The organism is Candidatus Peregrinibacteria bacterium (genome assembly GCA_016699145.1).
In the GTDB taxonomy this organism is placed as follows: domain Bacteria; phylum Patescibacteriota; class Gracilibacteria; order UBA1369; family 2-02-FULL-48-14.
The window spans coordinates 485,154-501,840 of record CP064962.1; the positions used below are offsets into that span (position 1 = coordinate 485,154).

Genomic DNA, 16,687 nt, shown 5'->3' on the forward strand with positions numbered 1-16,687 from the left:
ACATGGACTTTTTAGCGACCCTTTACGCCCGGGCTCGCGAGCAAAAGAAGCGCATTGTTTTTGCCGAAGGCAACGATGCTCGCGTTTTAGAAGCAGCTGCCTTACTTGAAAAAGAAAGCCTTTGCACGCCCATCCTATTGAAAGACCCTACCGTTCAGCCCCAATTCGCCACCTACGTGAAGCGCTTTCAAGAAATTCGAGGAACTACGCTAGACGAAGCCACCGAAAAGATGAAAAACGCCCACTACTTTGCCACGATGCTGCTGCACGAAGGGGAAGCCGACGGCATGATCGCCGGCCCCACAGCCGCTTCTCGCGAACGCATTTTACCCGCACTGGAACTCATCAAAACAAAAATAGAACATCACAAAGTTTCAGGAGCCATGCTCATGCTGCTGCCCGACACCGTGGATCCAGACGCCGCCAACGGAGGTAAATTGCTTTTTGCCGATTGCGCGGTGAACATCGAGCCCACCGTGGAAGTGCTGGCGCAAATCGCCATCGACACTGCAGAAACCGCTCAACTTCTGGGCATGGACCCCAAAATCGCCCTGCTGTCTTTCTCAACCGCCGGTTCCACCGAACATCCCCTAGCTAAAAAGATGAAAGACGCTGCCCAGCTCATCCGCAGCCAACGCTCCGACCTCGGGGTGGAAGGCGAACTGCAAGTGGATGCCGCTCTTATGGACAAGGTAGCCGCCCTCAAAGATCCCGGCTCTTCTCTTGCAGGTCATGCCAATGTGCTGATTTTCCCCGACCTGGAAGCGGGCAACATCGCCTACAAACTGGTCGAAAGGTTGGCCGGTGCCAAAGTGATCGGACCCATTTTACAAGGCCTTAAAAAGCCCATGAACGAAGTGTCGCGTGGTTGCTCCGTCGAAGACATTGTGAATTTGGCCACACTCACCGCAACCTTGGAGTGATTTTTATTGACAAAGAAATAATAAGGCGTAGTGTGAAGATTACTTATGAAACTTCAAACTCAGCTCCTTCCTGAAAACTCCCAGACCCTGAGTTCGAACGTGCTCGGCCTCGCTATTGTGGTGATTCTCATTCCTAACTAGCAGGGCTTTTTAACACACTAAATAAGACCCTGCATAAATTGCAGGGATTTTTTTTGCAAAAACAATGGACTCATTCAAACCAGAACAAGACCTGATAGTGATAGGTGGCGGCCCCAAGGGATTGGCCATGCACTGTGCTGCTCAAAGAAGCGGTTTAAACTCTCTACTTTTAGAAGTAGGGCGGCTCGGACAATCATGGGAAAAATCTCGTGTCTCTCCCACCCTACCCATCCGCCCACCCAATCTAGAAATCATTGGAGACGAAGCACAAGGATTCAAGGCATACCTATCCTCTAGTGAAGCCCAAAAACTTCTTGCGAGCCACCCCATTCCTGAATCAGGACCGTGTGCTTTACATTTTCACGCTTATTTACAATGGTTGAAAGATAAGACCCCAAACATTCAAGAAGCCACTCCCTGTCAAAGACTTACAAAGAAAGAAGACTATTACCAAATCAATGGTGTTTGGAAAACAAGGAACGTGGTGGTTGCCACAGGACAGATTGGCTACGGAAAAGACGAATTTAGCTATGATGCAACACAAAAAGCCGACACAAAATTCGTGGCACACACTCCAGCACACGTAAGAGATGAGGCAGGCTACCGTGAGTTTCTTGGAGCTGCAGAAGAAATTGCAATCGTGGGAGCCAATGCTGGAGCTTTAGGAGCACTATTTACACTGAATGAAATCAATTTCACCGGCAAAGTACACCTCATTGGTCAATACAATGCCAAGGCAGAACTTCTTCAAGAATTACAGAGACAAGGTTGGGCTCTAGAAAAGCTACAAAACAGCTCCTTCTCTATTCAATACCACAATCATGGCAGTGTGGTGAATGCAGAAGTGGAAGCCAAACATGTCCTCTTGGATTTAATCAATCACACAAGACTCACCGTGGAGCGTTGTCTAGTAGCAACAGGCTATAGATTCGATGTGTCCAAAATTCCCTTCTTGCAAGAACTCATAAATACCGGCGCTCTTTTATTAAGCGACAACAAGCGTTATCCAAAATTGCAAAGTGATTTTTCGGCACAAAGCGAAGATGAACTCAGTGGTCTATTCTTCATGGGAACAGCGGCAGTGGCTGTAAACCCTCAGGAACGTTGGCTTGAGAGCACTAGGGAAACCGTAAATACTATCTTAAAAGCAATAGGTGAAAGGGCTTCTGATCACCAGCGTAGCACCTTCACTTCCTCAGGATCATCCCCTGTTTCAGTGATGTATTTTTGATGATCGACAATTTTTTGCTTCAGCATCGCGATGAGCTTGTCCTTCTTTTTGGCGACCGCTTTGTTGCGCTGGGCCGCACGCGTGATCATGTCCATAGCCAGGTGATAAAAATCCGTTTCGTTCACAACTTTCAAATCAAAAGGTGTTGTCGTAGAGCCACGCTCTTGGTAGCCATGCAGACTGAATCGCTGAGGGTCCACAAATGGCCACAGAATCTGCTCCATGTCGTTAGTATAACCATGATAGTTGATGACCACAGGACGGTCCGGGGTGAAATACTTTTCTACCTCCGTACGACTCAAGGCAGCATGTGAATGAGCGCGAGAACAATAATCTCCCATACAAAGGCCGGTGAGCTCTGAAATATTCACGTAGCGAACCTTCATTTCGGGCACCAGCTCTCTGCAAAGTTTCACGGCATGCAAGGCTTCTTGCGTCATATAGTCCCCAGCCGACGCCAGCACCACATCGGGGTTTTTGCTGCCCTCTTTTCCACCCACCCATTCCCAAATGGCGATGCCTTTTTTAGCTTGTTCGCGCGCCTCCTCAAGAGTGAGCCATTGAGGAACTTCGCGTTTGTCCGCCACAATCACACTGATGGTGTTGGGGCGCTGATACGCCTCTTCCAAAGCCACCAAAAAACTATTGGCATCTGCGGGATAATAAACCTGGCAAAACTCCCCGTGTTTTTGCAAAACATTGCTCACAAAACTGGGGTTTTGATGGGAATAGCCGTTGTGTTCCTGCCTCCAACCCACGCTCCCCAAATGGTAAACAAGCGGCGGAACGGGCCTTCGCCAATGAATCTTAAAACTCTGCTTCAGGAACTTGGCATACTGATCCACCATACTCGCAATGATGGTCAAAAAGGCTTCATAACTGGAGAAAAATCCATAACGTCCCGTGAGCGTATAACCCATCATCCAACCTTGCAAACTGTGCTCTGAAAGCACTTCCAAAATGCGTCCTCCATATTTCATGTGCTCATCGTTTTTATTGAGCGGCCACAGAAATTCGCGCCCCGTAACTTCAAAAGGAGCCTTGATCAAATTGGACTGCAATTCATCCGGACAAAAAATGCGGAACGTTTTAGGATTGAGTTTGATCACATCGCGCAAAAATTGTCCGCCCACCGGAGTGCTGCCCATTTGCAAATGGCCGCGCTTATTCACGCGTACCGCATACTTCGAAAGGGAAGGCAATTTGAGCGGCTTCATCATATTTCCACCGATGGCATGCTTGCACATCCCAATGCGCTTTGACCCCGTCGGCAAAAATTCCACCACTTCAGGCTTGGGCTGACCTTTGGCATCCACAAGTTCATGAATCTTATACAGCTTGAGCCACGATTCTATGGCCTTGCGCGCAATGGGGTCTTTTTTAGGATGATCCACTGGAACCCCATGCGCACGAAAAGAACCTTCCACGCTGTGCCCCTGGAACTTCGCAATGCCCTTCCAACCCTTGGGCGAGCGTAGCAAAATCACCGGCCACTTGGGTTTTAAATACGGTTTTTTACTGGCACGCGCTTTCTTTTGAATCGCACGGATGTTTTGATAAGCCTTCTCCATCACTTCCATCATTTTCTTTTCCAAATTCGGAGCTTCGACAATCATAGGTTCATAGCCGTAACCTGTGAACAGCGCACGGAGTTCAGCATCGTCCATGCGTCCAAACAAAGTGGGGTTCGAAATTTTATACCCGTTGATGTGCACAATCGGCAGCACCGCCCCCGATGTACTCGGATTCAAAAATTTATTGCTGTGCCACGCCGCCGCAATGGGACCCGTCTCCGCCTCTCCATCCCCCACAATGGCCACCGCAATCAAATTCGGATTGTCCATCACCGCACCAAACGCTGTCGCCAAACTGTAACCCAGCTCACCTCCCTCCAAAATGGACCCAGGTACACCGGGTGTCACGTGACTGGGAAAGAGCGTGTGAGGCCAGCTGAAATCATGGATGAGTTTGGCCATTCCTTGCGCGTTTCGAGGGTAATCTTTATAAAATTCACCCATTGTTTTTTCGGCAAACAAATTGGCTAAAATGGCGGGCGCACCATGGCCTGGCCCTGTAATGATGAGCATTTCACACGCATGCTTCCACACCAAATAATTCAGATGTGCATAAATAAAATTGAGGCCCGGCACTGTGCCCCAGTGCCCCAAAATGCGCTCTTTAATATGCTCCGGTTCAAGCTTCTGCTCCAGTAAAATATTGTCCTTCAAATAAAGTTGAGCCGCCCCAATATAGTCCACATAACGCAAGTATTTTGAAAGCCACTGCAGGGCTTTTTGATCGGTTGGAGTCATGGCGTGACGTTGAGATGACACCATCTTAAACTAAAGATAATCCTTGAGCAATAGCATGTGGTCTTTTTTTGACTTAGCCTCTAAAATCAATTTGCACCTCCGCGCCCATGTTCATTCTCGTTCTCAATGCGGGTTCCTCTTCCCTTCGTTTTTGCCTCTTCAACAAGCGGCTCGAAAAAGTTTACAAAGGACACGTGGACGCCATTGGACAAAAACACTGCCAGTTTCGTCACTACTTAAAAACCGGCGAAGAACGAATGTCACTGCGAGCACGCAGTCACAAAGCAGCGATTCATTTTGTGCTCAAAATGCTGCTCAAAGAAGGATGGGTTCATGATCTGCAAGACATTAAAAAAGTGGGGCACCGAGTGGTTCATGGCGGAGAAAAATTTATAAAGCCCCTCAAAATCAATGCCAAAAACCTTAAAGAGCTCGCGGCGCTTTCGCCGCTCGCCCCCTTGCACAATCCAGCCAATTTAGAAGCGCTCAAAGTCTGCCTAAAAGCCCTGCCAAAAGCAGTGCACACTGCCGTCTTCGACACCGCTTTTCACAGCACGCTCCCACAAAAAGCCTTCCTCTACGGACTGCCGTATGCCCTCTACAAAAAAGAGCATTTGAGACGCTACGGATTTCACGGCAGCAGCCACAAATACGTGAGCGGCGTGGCTCAAAAAATCCTCAAAAATCCGCGTGCAAAACTCCTCACTTGCCATCTGGGCAACGGCGTGAGCATCGCCACCATTGAAAACGGAAAAGTGCTGGACACCAGCATGGGTTTCACTCCGCTCGAAGGCCCGCTCATGGGCACGCGCAGCGGCACCCTAGACCCCGGCCTAGTGTTAGACCTAGTTAAAAAACACGGACTCAAAAAAACCGAAGACCTCCTGCAAAAAGAATCCGGCTTCAAAGGGCTTTCGCAGCTTGGATCCGACATTCGCACCCTGTGGGCCCAACCCAAACACAAAGGCACCCTGCGTACTTTCGACGTTTTCAGCTATCAAATGGCCAAGCTGCTCTGTGGCTATTTTGCTACGCTGGGGGGCTTTCCCGACGCCATCGTCTTCACGGCCGGCATTGGCGAAAACGCTTACTATTTGCGGGAACGAATCCTGGCCTACTTAAAACCCTTTGGCTTAAAACTGGACAACAAAGCCAATCGCGCAAACCGAACCTTGATTTCTACAAGCAAGTCTCGCATCAAAGTGCTGGTCATTCCCACCGAAGAAGAACTGCAAATCGCACAAGAGCTTTAGAGCACGCGACCCAGAGGCCACTCACTCGGTGAAAGAAATCTCATAAAGCGCTGACTTCGTGGTGAGCATCAGCACGTTGCGTTCCTTGTCCACATGAATGTCGGTGATGTCTTCATCCAAGTCGTCAAAGACGTATTGAGAAGCATAGGTCAAATCGTCGTTCTTGCTGCTTTTGTCATAGACGAGCACGCGTTTGGCCTTGGAGTCCAGCACGTAAATGCGATTCATGTCCAATTCAGTAAAGACCTTAGCCCCACTTTCCATCACGGTGAGAGGTGCTTTTTTCACGGTGTATTCCACAGCTTCCCCTGCATAATATTGCAGCAGAGTCCCGTCGCTCTTCAGCACCCACACGTCTCCATCCACCGCCAAAGAAACAGCCCCTCGTAAATCCTCCCCTTCGGGCAAATAGGCCTGAGCGCCGGAATACCCGGAATTGCCTTTTTGATACCTCCAAATTTGATTTTCAGAAGGATTCAAAATGTAAATCTTGTTGGAATAAGTTGCCACGTCGAGTCCGCTCTTCCAATCCACATCCGCCGTATCGGCGAATTGACTGTTGCCTTCACTGTACTCCATCAACTTGCCCGCAAAAGTGAGCAAAACCACCGCGTTGTAGTCACTAAACGAACGTGCAGCGATGACTTTTTCGGCGCTATCGATGCTGTCGGGTGTTTGCACTTGATCGGTCAAAACTTGAAAAGCCTGAGTGTCAGTGAAAACCACCAGTTGATCGGAATGCGCCTCCACTCCAATAATCTGCCCGCCAGAACTCATTTTATCGCTGAAATCCGCCACCAACTTGAGCTCGTCATCCACATGAAAAACATTGTCTAAAAAGTCGCGTTGTTCCTCAATGTCATCCAGGGTTTGGCTGGCCGTAGAGCCCAAATAACCGGAATCGAGCACTTCCACAGCCAAAGTTTGCGCTTCATCCAAAAGAGTGGCCGCCTCCGCTTTATCGAAGGTGCCGCGCGTGGAAGCTAAACTGATATTGGCTTCGGCTTGATCCAATTTGGCCTGAAATTCATTGATCTTTTTCTGTTCACCCAAAGTTTGTCTGAGCACCAAAGTACCCACAACTCCCAAGACAAAAAGCACCACAATGGCACTCAAAAGCTTCTTCTTCTCCCAATGTCGAACCTGTCTCAAAGCAGAAAATCGATCTTCTTTTAAGGCAAACTCACGCAAACGAGCCACGGCTTTAGAAACTTGCTCCTTGGTTTTATTGCGTTTGGAAGGAGTGTCTTCATCTTCAAGATCCATCTTCGCATGGGTCGCCATCGCCGCTTCCTCTTCTTCATCGCCCATTTTTTGGGCATGAACCGCCGGACGCAATTCTTCCGTTTTTTCCAAAACTTCAAAAGCCAACATGGCCATTTGATCCTCCACATCCGGATGCAAGAGTTGCTCCAATTCTTTGGCGGCCTCCGCCAAATTCTGCTCTGAAAAAATCTTAGCCAAATCCGTAGGCGTAACGTACTGAACCAAAGGCCCAGTGACAAAGACCACATTGTCCCCAACTTCTAGAACCCCACTGGCAATATTTTGAAACAAATCTTCCTTGTTTTTTTCATCAAAGAGTCCTTCAGTAATGGAACTCACATGACGTTTTCGCAGCAAATAACCATGCGCATCCCCCCGTTGAGAGATGAACAAATAGTCCTTTTGCACCACTCCAATCAACATGTGCACATTGGGCATGAACTTCACCTCCAGCTCCTTTTCTTTTTCTAAAGCCATGTGATTGATTTCACGCAATGCATTTTCAAAACGTTCGTAGGGATCACCGGCAAGATCATCCAAAAAGTGATCCTGCAAGAGTTGAAAGGCTTCTTTCGCAATTTCAGCGGAAGGCACTTGAGTGCTCGACACCGAAATCAAAAGGAAAAGGGCAATCTTTTCTTTACCGAGCCCATCATCCCACTCCGTATAGTAGTGTTCTGTAAAACCCAGCGGACGACGACCTAATAAAAGAGATTGTTGTTGAAGTTGTAGAAACATAATGACCTAATGATTGAGCCGCATTTTACCCGTCTTTAATCTGATCCGCAAGATGCAGCTTGAACTTTCTTGACTTTCTCTCTTTGGACACCTAAAATCACCGCACTAAGCAAACTTAATGTTAGGAAAACTTAAAAAACTTAAACGAGCTCGTACTCATGGCTTCCTCAAGCGCATGTCCACTCGAAATGGACAAAAAGTGGTGAACCGCCGCCGTGCCAAAGGACGTCATCAGCTCACTGTTAAAGTTCCTCGTGTTAAAACAAAGTAAGCGAATTCACGGACGCCTTGTCTTAAAGCGCATCCTAGATGAAGGGACCTCAAAAGCAGGGCCTTTTCTGAACGTCATCACGCTGGAAAACACTCTGGGGCACACCCGTTATGCCGCCCTTGTAGGGAAGAAACTGGCCCGTACAGCCGTGGTGCGCAACCATAAACGCCGCCAAATCTACGAAATCATCCGCTTGCTCGAAAAAAATAAAATTATATGCGAAGACCAAAACCTTGATATAGTACTCATCGCCCGCAGCGCGACCATGAAAAGCGACTTCACCACTCTTTATAGAGGGTTAGAAAAAGAACTCACCTTCCTCCAAGCGTCTCTATGAAAAATTTCAAGCTCCTCCCTTACCTCCTCATTTTCCTCAGTACTTTTTTGATTTTGCAATGGTTTCAAGGGGAAAAACAGGAAGATCCCGCGTTGAGCACCCCTGAAATCGGTTTGAAAACCGTTAAAGACGATTATGTGGTGGGTACGGATGTGCAAGTTGACGTGCAAAACAACACTCAAGAAGTCCTGAACTTGCTTTCTCGCTGTCCCGACGCTCCCTTGGACGTGTCCCGTTTCACAGGAGAAGGCTATGAAAAAGTCGAAAGCACTCAAGAACGTTCCTGCCCAGCAGATCAAGAAGTGACCACAAGCATACTGCCAGGCGAAAAAGAAACGATTTCTCTGCTCGATTACAGCTACAGCCTATTTGGAGAACCGGGCACCTATCGCATTGGACTCAGCGGCTACAACAGCCCTGAATTCAGCATTAAAGAGCCCGGTCTTTTCCGTACTTTGTACCGAAGCTTCATTTATGAGCCCATGCTCAACGCCCTCGCAGGTATTTTGATCTACATTCCGGGGCATCATTTGGGTTGGGCCGTGGTGATCCTCACCCTTATCATTCGAACTCTGCTGCTCATTCCATCACAAAAAGGAATGCGCGCTCAACGCCGCATGCAAGAATTGCAACCCAAACTGAACGCCCTCAAAGAAAAACATGGCCAAGATCAAACTCGTTTGGCTCAAGAAACCATGCTACTGTGGAAAACACATAAAGTCAGTCCTTTTTCCAGCTGCCTGCCCCTACTGATTCAAATGCCCATTTTGATCGCCCTCTTTCATGTGATCAATGGAGGCCTTTCCCCAGACAAACACGGGCTGCTGTATTCGTTTTTACCCGACTTTTCGTTGGAGTCCGTGAACCCCTCTTTCCTAGGATTCAACCTCTTGGAACACAGTTATGTGGTATTGCCCTTGATTGTGGGAGGCCTACAGTTCTTGCAAATTCAACTCATGAATATGCGCAAAAACAAAAGCACTGCAGCTCTGCCCGCCGAGATGGAAGCCGCCAATAAAATGATGAAATACATCATGCCCGTAATGATTGCCGTCTTCACCGCTCAACTGCCCGCCGCCGTGGGTCTTTACTGGGGAGTCAGCACTTTCTATGGCATCGTGCAACAACTTGTGGTAAATAAAGAGCAACCAAAAACAGCATCCGCTCAGGATGACGTTCAAATTCGTGTCATTAACCGTCACCATGGAAAAACAAATTAAGAAACTCGTCTCAGAATTCCTTGTTAATCTTGGAATCGACTTCACCGATATAGAAGTCGAAGAGCTGGGCGAAAAAAATTATCGCATCAACATCATTTCTGAAGAGCCCAATCTAATGATCGGCCATCACGGAGAAAACCTGCTGGCCATGCAAAAGATCCTCACCGTCATCTTCCTTAAAATGTTCGGTGAAGACGTGCTCATCATTTTCGATGTGGACGGCTATCGCAAACGCCAAGAAGAAAACGTACTGACCATTGCCAAGCAAAAGATCAATGAAGTGCGAAACACTCGAATCCAATCAGCTTTGCCTCCCATGTCGCCTTACTTCAGACGACTGGTTCACTTATACATTAAAGACAGTGGGTTCACAGACGTCACCACCGAGTCCATCGGTGAAGGCAATTATCGCCAAGTGATGATCAAACCCCTTGCATGAAGTCTCCTTTTTTCATCATCGGCATTGCCCTTTCTCTGCTCTTTTCTCCAGCAGTCGCTTCGGGTGCTCCGGAATTTTGGTACACCGATCTTCATGAAAACAACGAATACTACACAGCCATCTACACTCTCACCGATCAAGGCACACTCTCGGGCTACGAAGATGGAAGTTTTCAAGCGCTAAAAGAAGTGAATCGTGTGGAAGCCCTCAAAATGATTTTGGTCAGCACCGGACACAGCGAAGAGCTGACCCATGCCGAACGTGCCCCTTTCAGTGACTTGGAAGAAGACTCTTGGTATGTGCCCTATGTGAACTACGCCTACGAAGCCGGATTCATCAGCGGCGACCCCGAAGGCACTTTTCGCCCTCAAGATACTGTCAATCGAGCGGAAGCTCTCAAAATGCTGATCAATGCTGCGGATGACAGATCGCAGTTGCCCACTATAGAAAACGACACCTGGTACACCGCTTATCTGGATTACGCCATTGAACACGCCTTTTTGATTCCCAATGCAAATGGGGACTACACCCCCGAAGCCCTTTTGAGCCGCGGCGAACTCGCAGAACTCATTTACCGCTTCCAAAGCCATCCGTATACCGGTGAAGTGGAATATGGGGACGCCACTTACTACGGTTATTCCTTCGATGGAGCCAACACCGCCTCGGGCACAGCCCTGGACGCTTATGGATACATGGCGGCTCACAAAACCCTGCCTTTTGGCACGCGAGTGCGCATCACCAACATTTGGAATCACACTTCCGTAATCGTGACCATTGTAGATCGCGGCCCTTATGGACCAGGACGGATCATCGATCTCACCCCGGCTGCCTTTGAAGAATTGGGCGCTCTTTCGACAGGAGTCTTGGATGTTCGCTTGGAAGTCCTGGCGGAGTGAGTTAAAATAGAGCCCATGATGGACCCTCTCACCCGCACCGTTAAACCGGTGGCACACCGTCGCCTTCGCAAGCCTCTTTCCGAAGAAATTCAAAACATTTACCGTACTTTGGTCACCACTCTTCTCGTTTTAGGCATAAGCACCATGAGCTGCTATCTTTACGTGAACAGCCTAAAACCCGCTAAAGGTTACGAATTGAAAGAATTGCAAAACGAATACGAAAGCCTTCAAGCCGAACTGCGTAAACTCAATCAAAAAGTCATTGAAGCTCAATCCTTTGTGGAAATCGGTAAAAATGAAGCCATAGAACGCATGGACGACATCAATGACCATCCGACTTCCTATGTCGACGACTCCAACCTCGCTCAACACTCCTCAGCTCACTGAGCTCATCCACAGGCTGGATAAGGAGTTCCCCAAGCCCGAGCCTCCCCTGCAGCATCGCAGTGTTTTTGAATTGCTCATTGCAGTGATTCTTTCGGCTCAATGCACCGATGCCCGAGTGAACACCATAACTCCGCTGCTCTTCCCAAAGAATCGCCCTTGTACACCTGAAGATCTTTTAACTTTGGGCGAAGCCAAAGTGAAGCACATCATTCATCCTTGTGGATTTTTCAACACCAAAAGCAAGGCCATACTGGCCACTGCCGCTCAAATTCAAAAACTGGGAGGCGTGCCCAATCGCTTTGAAGAACTCATCAAATTGCCCGGCGTAGGAGGGAAAACAGCCCAAGTGATTTTAGCTCAATGGTTCAAACAAGATGCTTTCCCCGTGGACACCCACGTGCATCGCGTGTGCAACCGTTTGGGCCTGGCTCACTCCAAGAAAAACGTCGCTAAAACTGAACGCGAGGTCAAGGCACGCGTGCCCAAAGAACACTGGAGCAAGCTGCATTTGCAACTGGTTTTTCACGGACGCAAAACTTGCACGGCCTACAAACCAAAGTGCGGGACTTGCCCGCTCTTTGATCTGTGTCAGTGGTCACAAAAGGACAAAAACGCCTCTAGAGACTCTCTGATCTCTACTTCTTAGTTGTTTTGCGTTGCTTGCGCTTCCAAGCACGAACCAGGAGCAAAATCACCAGCACGGGCCATCCGAAAATGACCAAATAAATGGCGGCATCCAAAACAGTTTGTAAGAAAACCACCCATTGACTGGTCGCTTCATGCACGGTGCCGATGGGCCTCCAAGACTCCTTGGCCACTTCCACACTTTCATCTTCGGTCAAACTGAGCGTGATGGTGGAGTAATCCACATTGGTATCGTAGTACTTGAGTTGCCCTTCCGCGCTCTCAATTTCATAACGCACTTGAGAAAGATAATCCGTCACATTCAAAATTTCCTCCACCGTAACGGCTCGATCTAAAATGGACAAATATTGCTGCTCCTCTTCCTTGAGATTTGTGAGGCGAGCCTCCAAGTCCATGTACATTTCAGTGATGTTGTCGGCATTGGTGTATTCGCTGTCCACATACAAAGCCAACTCCTTGAGACCGGCCATGGCCGCATCAAAAGCCTCGGAAGGCACGCGCACGGTCACCTCTCCATAATAGGAATTTTCATAACGACTGATATTGGAACTGATCGTATCTCCACCCCATTCACTAACCTTTATCTTAATCTGTTCCACTCCTTCTTGAACGCTCTCCATGTGCAAAGCCAAACTGCCGCTCTTGATGATTTTTTGCTCCACTCCTTCTACCGGACCCTCCGAGCTCGGCGGCATAAAACCGATGCTTCTACCGTTGGCACTTTGCGCGGTTGCAAAAGAATCCATGGACATGGATGCTTCCATCTCATCCATACCATAAGAAGAGGTCATCATATCCTTGTCTCCATAAGAACCCCCGTTAAAAGCAGCACAGCCACTGAGTAAAAAGAGGGCGAGAGAAAGAAAAGCGATTTTTTTCATAAAGCGTGGGTGAAGTGAAAAAAAGATAACATTCTTCATCGAAGATTGCAATTTTGGGGGGGCCTCTACTCTTTAGAATAACCTTCAATGGCAGACAAACTCGAATACCAATTGCGACTGATCTTGAAGGCATCAATCCTTCCACGACGTGCCAAGAGGCTCAAGTACTCCTGAGAATAAGGTGTTTTTTTAGCAAGTTCAGACAAAAGGAGATACTCTTCTTTTACGGAAGAAAAAGCACAGGCTTCCAAATATAAATCTAAAGATCGCTCAATGGCCTGTGCAACTAAGAGGTCCAATTTCTCATAGTCCCCTTCATTGGCCTGATTCAGGGCATCATAATATTTTTTTCTATCATTTTTCAAAATAACTGCCGGCGGATAGCCCTTCTGCATAAGAGATAAATTCATCAAAAGCCTTCCCGTACGGCCATTTCCATCAAAAAAAGGGTGAATCCAAATAAAACGATGCTGAAGCTGAGCTGCAAAACACACTGGATTAAGCTGTTTTAGGCTTCGCTTCACCCATTCCATAAGCCTCTCCATAAGATCAGGCACTTTAAGTGGATTGGGGGGAACAAAGTTCGCCCCTGTAATACGCACTCGCCCATTGCGATACCGACCTGCAAAATCCTCCTCAATACCATCTAAAACCAAAGCATGTAGCTTAAGAATAATATCTTCCGTGAGTTTGGTCTTTTCTTTTACCAACTGCATCAAAAATTGAATGGCCCTCTCATGATTTTTTGCTTCGAAATGCTCTCTTAAAGACTTCCCTTTGATGGTCACTCCATCCTCCAAAACCAGCTGAGTCTCCCGAAGCGTCAGGGAATTACCCTCAATAGCATTGGAGTTATAGGTCCAATCCAACGCGATTTGTTTCTGCAAACGCTCCAGCACACTTTTAGCTAAGGGCCTATGCCTGTCTAGTTCCTTCTTCTTTTTTTGAATGCGGACAAATATTTTCTGATTCATAATATCGGATAACTGCAAAAAGTATGGCATCCGATATTCGTTCATGTCAAGGACCACTCCTTTTGCAGGTTAAACGTGCTCCCCGGGGAGGAATTTACAGATTACAACGAAAAAAGCTTGACGTTGATGCCACGGAGAAGACGCTCGCTTCGCTCTCTATACGGTCGCAAGCTCCCTCACGAACTCCAGAGTTCGATTGTTCTCTTCGAGAACCACACATTAAAAATCACCCACGAGGGGTGCTTTCCAATTTGGTGAGCCAATTGTACTCACAGTGGAACACTTTCGTAGAGGATGTGAGAACTTTTGCACAATGCGGAATTCCTACCTCCGCTTGAAAAATATTTAGATCGAAAGGTGTAGCCGATTTTCAATAGCAGCACTCCTAAGAGTCAATACATCATATAGAAGCTTGTTCAGCTGGGGTTCAACAACAGTAAAAGAAATGATCTTAAAGGCTGATGCATGATCTGTAAGCATTTTACGAATATCACGCTGTGCTTTTTGACTCATACCCTTAAAGGTTGTCTTTGTTGGAGCTAAAAAAGGCTTCTGCGAATCAAAGTAGCCCACAGAAGCACGCATAAATCGACCCATCTCCATCAACTCAGGTTTAGGTTGTGGATAAATTTCTTCTAGCTTTCTTATGAGGCGGTCGAAAGTCTCTTCAGTAAGCTTCGATAAGAAGTTTAAGATGAATTTCGGGTGCTTTTCCATTGCATCTTTCAAACTTGCAGATAGTGCACCAGTATTAACTTTTTCTTGAAAAATCGGGAGAACATCTGAGAATACATCCCTATCGGAATTAGCCACCTCTCCTTTGAAGTACTCTTGTTTATCTATAAGTTTCAGCCCAACAAGAAGCTTAAAGAGAAACCTATTCATTTCAAAAACAATGAACTCTGCTCGGGCTTGGTTTATCTGTCGCAATTGAGAATCCCTGCCATTCGCCAAAATTTTATCGAAAATAAATAGAGCGATACCGACAACAATTAAATTAGTTAGAATTCCTGTTAAAAAATTCACCCAATAATCAACATCAAATGGCTCTGGGTGGATTCGAACAATGAAGAAGGTACAAATAGCAATCAATACCAACATGACGCAAGCAATCCACTTCTGAGATTTCATAAAACGAAAATAGATGGGACAATTATAGCAACAAGAGTTTAATTCTAAAATTACTTCACTTTTTTACACGAAAATACATCAAATAAAGACGCAGAAAGCACATAAAACGTGTCACGCACTTGAAGCACCTCCTCGTCAGACAAGTTTACCTCCTTCAAAAGGCTCTTGCATTTAGACAGAGAAAGCTTGTCATTGCTTCTTTTGAGGTCTTGTTTTTTGTTTTCCTGTGAGGACATCATGAGTGATCAGATGCCTCTAGTTTGACCTCTCAACATCGCAAAAATGCTCGCAGCCCCTGCATCTGCCAACCTGTAAATGAAATTTATTTTGCGATGTTTCCACTGAAACGGTATCCAACACCTCTCTCCACGCTTATGCGAGTAGCGAGTTCTGGAATCTTTTTTAACCTCGAAATAGCCCGCGTAATTTCTTCTCGACTTGCCGATTCAAATCCAGTCGGGCCTTTTAATGCCACGGAGAGTGTTCCAAAAGTAAGAATCTGCCCAGCGCTTCTAATGAAGTACTTTAAGAGCCATAAGTCCGTTGGACGTAACGTAGTGCTCCGCACTGGCTTCCCGTTCAACTCCGCACGGATGCGAGTCTGAGAGGTGAAAATGGCAAGGCTTCCAAACTGAAGCACCTCTTCTCCTCCTTTGAGTGCTTGTTCGATTTCAGCTTGCTTGAGTAGGTCGAAATGAATCTTTTCTAGGATCGGCTCGTACTCCTTTCGTGAGAAAAGAACGTTGCCCTCGTTGCCAGCCAAGAGCTTTTTGAACTCTTTGCCCATGAGGGAGATGTGAACGTGCTTTCCAGTAACATCATCAATTGAACCACCGATGAGCCGAACCCAATCCTTTCTCTCAAGGCTGTAGAGGTAGAGGAGGGCTAACTTTTCGATGTCCTTGGCATAACGCTCTACATCGATGCGATTGGCAGTGGTCTTTTGTAGAATCAGATACATGGCTGGATCGTTCAAAACCCCAGAAACGTATTCTACAATTCTGTTGAAAAACTGACTTTCATCTTTTGCAGCAGTGATGAGTTCAAAGCGAGACTTCAGTACGTTTAGCTGCGGTTCAAACATGCTGAAATTGTAGCATACCCTTTAGGGCACCTTTTTCCTCTAAAAACTCCATCCAAAGTGAACAATTTGATCTGTTAATCAATTTTGAGTTTCTGGAGTGCCTTACATGCAACTTTTTCCTGCATAAACTCCGCACAAAATGCGCCTTTTGATCTGTAAATTAATTTTTAGTTTTTGCAGTGACCTAGGCGCACCTTTTTCCTCTCAAAAGTATTTCAAAAAGTCTCGACTTGACCTGTTAGGTCAGTTTGAGTTTTGACAGTAAGCAAACCGCTAGTTTTTAGGCCTCTGAGTATGCTTTCCCGCAAGTAAGTTCATAAAGTACAGGAACCCCGTTGGAAGTAGGAAGAGGAAAAGACATGCAATCGCCCACGGCAGAGGGTTGTGACCAGTACGTGCAGCGTAAAGTGCTGTTTCTTTAGCGGCCCAGCCGAACGTGAATACATAAGCTGCTGCTAAGAAAATGAAAATGATGATGCCCATATGAGGAGGGATAAGATTACTTTGCCATAAAGTATCCCATTTTGGGTTATTCGAAAAGGGGATTTAAAGTTTTGG

At 46.9% G+C, this 16,687-nt stretch carries 17 protein-coding genes; 10 read left to right on the forward strand and 7 right to left on the reverse strand.

The window, feature by feature from the left end:
* Nucleotides 1-2: 2 nt before the first annotated feature.
* Complete coding sequence (locus tag IPG41_02650; GenBank protein QQR55430.1) at nucleotides 3-923, forward strand: phosphotransacetylase; 921 nt, start codon at nucleotides 3-5, stop codon at nucleotides 921-923.
* A gap of 205 nt (nucleotides 924-1,128) precedes the next feature.
* Entirely contained in the window at nucleotides 1,129-2,295 is a 1,167-nt protein-coding gene (locus IPG41_02655) for an NAD(P)-binding domain-containing protein (GenBank protein ID QQR55431.1), read from the forward strand.
* Here the strand turns inward: IPG41_02655 and IPG41_02660 are convergent.
* On the reverse strand, nucleotides 2,235-4,607 hold the full coding sequence (locus IPG41_02660; GenBank protein ID QQR55432.1) for a phosphoketolase family protein: 2,373 nt from the start codon (nucleotides 4,605-4,607) through the stop codon (nucleotides 2,235-2,237). The genes IPG41_02655 and IPG41_02660 overlap by 61 nt on opposite strands.
* 107 nt (nucleotides 4,608-4,714) lie before the next feature.
* Here IPG41_02660 and IPG41_02665 point away from each other — a divergent pair, with 107 nt between their 5' ends.
* Nucleotides 4,715-5,860, forward strand: coding sequence for an acetate/propionate family kinase (locus IPG41_02665; protein QQR55433.1), 1,146 nt, complete (start codon nucleotides 4,715-4,717; stop codon nucleotides 5,858-5,860).
* A 21-nt stretch (nucleotides 5,861-5,881) separates the two neighbouring features.
* On the opposite strand, the gene IPG41_02670 is transcribed toward IPG41_02665, so the two are convergent.
* Nucleotides 5,882-7,864, reverse strand: coding sequence for a hypothetical protein (locus IPG41_02670; protein QQR55434.1), 1,983 nt, complete (start codon nucleotides 7,862-7,864; stop codon nucleotides 5,882-5,884).
* Nucleotides 7,865-7,982: 118 nt separating this feature from the next.
* On the opposite strand from IPG41_02670, the gene rpmH reads away from it, so the two are divergent.
* Genes rpmH through IPG41_02705 form a run of 7 tightly spaced genes read left to right on the forward strand, consistent with a single transcriptional unit; the run spans nucleotide 7,983 to nucleotide 12,060 of the window.
* Nucleotides 7,983-8,135 carry a 50S ribosomal protein L34 gene (gene rpmH / locus IPG41_02675; protein ID QQR55435.1) on the forward strand — a complete coding sequence of 51 codons (153 nt, stop codon included), beginning with the start codon at nucleotides 7,983-7,985 and terminating at the stop codon, nucleotides 8,133-8,135.
* Complete coding sequence (gene rnpA, locus IPG41_02680; protein QQR55436.1) at nucleotides 8,119-8,472, forward strand: ribonuclease P protein component; 354 nt, start codon at nucleotides 8,119-8,121, stop codon at nucleotides 8,470-8,472. The genes rpmH and rnpA overlap by 17 nt, the downstream gene beginning before the upstream one ends.
* On the forward strand, nucleotides 8,469-9,692 hold the full coding sequence (locus tag IPG41_02685; GenBank protein QQR55437.1) for a membrane protein insertase YidC: 1,224 nt from the start codon (nucleotides 8,469-8,471) through the stop codon (nucleotides 9,690-9,692). Before rnpA ends, IPG41_02685 begins: the two co-directional genes overlap by 4 nt.
* Nucleotides 9,676-10,131, forward strand: coding sequence for a hypothetical protein (locus IPG41_02690; protein QQR55438.1), 456 nt, complete (start codon nucleotides 9,676-9,678; stop codon nucleotides 10,129-10,131). The genes IPG41_02685 and IPG41_02690 overlap by 17 nt, the downstream gene beginning before the upstream one ends.
* Complete coding sequence (locus IPG41_02695; GenBank protein ID QQR55439.1) at nucleotides 10,128-11,027, forward strand: septal ring lytic transglycosylase RlpA family protein; 900 nt, start codon at nucleotides 10,128-10,130, stop codon at nucleotides 11,025-11,027. Before IPG41_02690 ends, IPG41_02695 begins: the two co-directional genes overlap by 4 nt.
* Nucleotides 11,028-11,042: 15 nt before the next feature.
* Nucleotides 11,043-11,414, forward strand: a complete 372-nt coding sequence (locus tag IPG41_02700) for a hypothetical protein (GenBank protein ID QQR55440.1) — start codon at nucleotides 11,043-11,045, stop codon at nucleotides 11,412-11,414.
* A complete protein-coding gene (locus tag IPG41_02705; GenBank protein ID QQR55441.1) occupies nucleotides 11,371-12,060 on the forward strand; it encodes an endonuclease III in 690 nt (229 codons plus the stop codon). The genes IPG41_02700 and IPG41_02705 overlap by 44 nt, the downstream gene beginning before the upstream one ends.
* On the opposite strand, the gene IPG41_02710 is transcribed toward IPG41_02705, so the two are convergent.
* The 5 genes from IPG41_02710 to IPG41_02730 form a co-directional block, all read right to left on the reverse strand.
* Complete coding sequence (locus tag IPG41_02710) at nucleotides 12,050-12,940, reverse strand: DUF4349 domain-containing protein (protein ID QQR55442.1); 891 nt, start codon at nucleotides 12,938-12,940, stop codon at nucleotides 12,050-12,052. The genes IPG41_02705 and IPG41_02710 overlap by 11 nt on opposite strands.
* A gap of 65 nt (nucleotides 12,941-13,005) precedes the next feature.
* Nucleotides 13,006-13,914: a Fic family protein gene (locus tag IPG41_02715; protein ID QQR55443.1), complete on the reverse strand. Its 909-nt coding sequence runs from the start codon at nucleotides 13,912-13,914 to the stop codon at nucleotides 13,006-13,008.
* A gap of 345 nt (nucleotides 13,915-14,259) precedes the next feature.
* On the reverse strand, nucleotides 14,260-15,045 hold the full coding sequence (locus IPG41_02720; GenBank protein QQR55444.1) for a hypothetical protein: 786 nt from the start codon (nucleotides 15,043-15,045) through the stop codon (nucleotides 14,260-14,262).
* 322 nt (nucleotides 15,046-15,367) lie between these two features.
* On the reverse strand, nucleotides 15,368-16,129 hold the full coding sequence (locus IPG41_02725) for a hypothetical protein (GenBank protein ID QQR55445.1): 762 nt from the start codon (nucleotides 16,127-16,129) through the stop codon (nucleotides 15,368-15,370).
* 273 nt (nucleotides 16,130-16,402) lie between these two features.
* Nucleotides 16,403-16,612, reverse strand: coding sequence for a hypothetical protein (locus tag IPG41_02730; GenBank protein QQR55446.1), 210 nt, complete (start codon nucleotides 16,610-16,612; stop codon nucleotides 16,403-16,405).
* Nucleotides 16,613-16,687 lie beyond the last annotated feature (75 nt).

What these genes read in the sequence shown, in the direction of transcription:
- rpmH (QQR55435.1), top strand. Translation starts at nt 7,983, where the DNA reads ATGTTAGGAAAACTTAAAAAACTTAAACGAGCTCGTACTCATGGCTTC.
- IPG41_02710 (QQR55442.1), bottom strand. Translation starts at nt 12,940, where the DNA reads ATGAAAAAAATCGCTTTTCTTTCTCTCGCCCTCTTTTTACTCAGTGGC.
- IPG41_02670 (QQR55434.1), bottom strand. Translation starts at nt 7,864, where the DNA reads ATGTTTCTACAACTTCAACAACAATCTCTTTTATTAGGTCGTCGTCCG.
- IPG41_02730 (QQR55446.1), bottom strand. Translation starts at nt 16,612, where the DNA reads ATGGGCATCATCATTTTCATTTTCTTAGCAGCAGCTTATGTATTCACG.
- IPG41_02700 (QQR55440.1), top strand. Translation starts at nt 11,043, where the DNA reads ATGATGGACCCTCTCACCCGCACCGTTAAACCGGTGGCACACCGTCGC.
- IPG41_02695 (QQR55439.1), top strand. Translation starts at nt 10,128, where the DNA reads ATGAAGTCTCCTTTTTTCATCATCGGCATTGCCCTTTCTCTGCTCTTT.
- IPG41_02660 (QQR55432.1), bottom strand. Translation starts at nt 4,607, where the DNA reads ATGACTCCAACCGATCAAAAAGCCCTGCAGTGGCTTTCAAAATACTTG.
- IPG41_02650 (QQR55430.1), top strand. Translation starts at nt 3, where the DNA reads ATGGACTTTTTAGCGACCCTTTACGCCCGGGCTCGCGAGCAAAAGAAG.
- IPG41_02725 (QQR55445.1), bottom strand. Translation starts at nt 16,129, where the DNA reads ATGTTTGAACCGCAGCTAAACGTACTGAAGTCTCGCTTTGAACTCATC.
- IPG41_02665 (QQR55433.1), top strand. Translation starts at nt 4,715, where the DNA reads ATGTTCATTCTCGTTCTCAATGCGGGTTCCTCTTCCCTTCGTTTTTGC.
- IPG41_02715 (QQR55443.1), bottom strand. Translation starts at nt 13,914, where the DNA reads ATGAATCAGAAAATATTTGTCCGCATTCAAAAAAAGAAGAAGGAACTA.
- IPG41_02690 (QQR55438.1), top strand. Translation starts at nt 9,676, where the DNA reads ATGGAAAAACAAATTAAGAAACTCGTCTCAGAATTCCTTGTTAATCTT.
- IPG41_02720 (QQR55444.1), bottom strand. Translation starts at nt 15,045, where the DNA reads ATGAAATCTCAGAAGTGGATTGCTTGCGTCATGTTGGTATTGATTGCT.
- IPG41_02705 (QQR55441.1), top strand. Translation starts at nt 11,371, where the DNA reads ATGTCGACGACTCCAACCTCGCTCAACACTCCTCAGCTCACTGAGCTC.
- IPG41_02655 (QQR55431.1), top strand. Translation starts at nt 1,129, where the DNA reads ATGGACTCATTCAAACCAGAACAAGACCTGATAGTGATAGGTGGCGGC.
- IPG41_02685 (QQR55437.1), top strand. Translation starts at nt 8,469, where the DNA reads ATGAAAAATTTCAAGCTCCTCCCTTACCTCCTCATTTTCCTCAGTACT.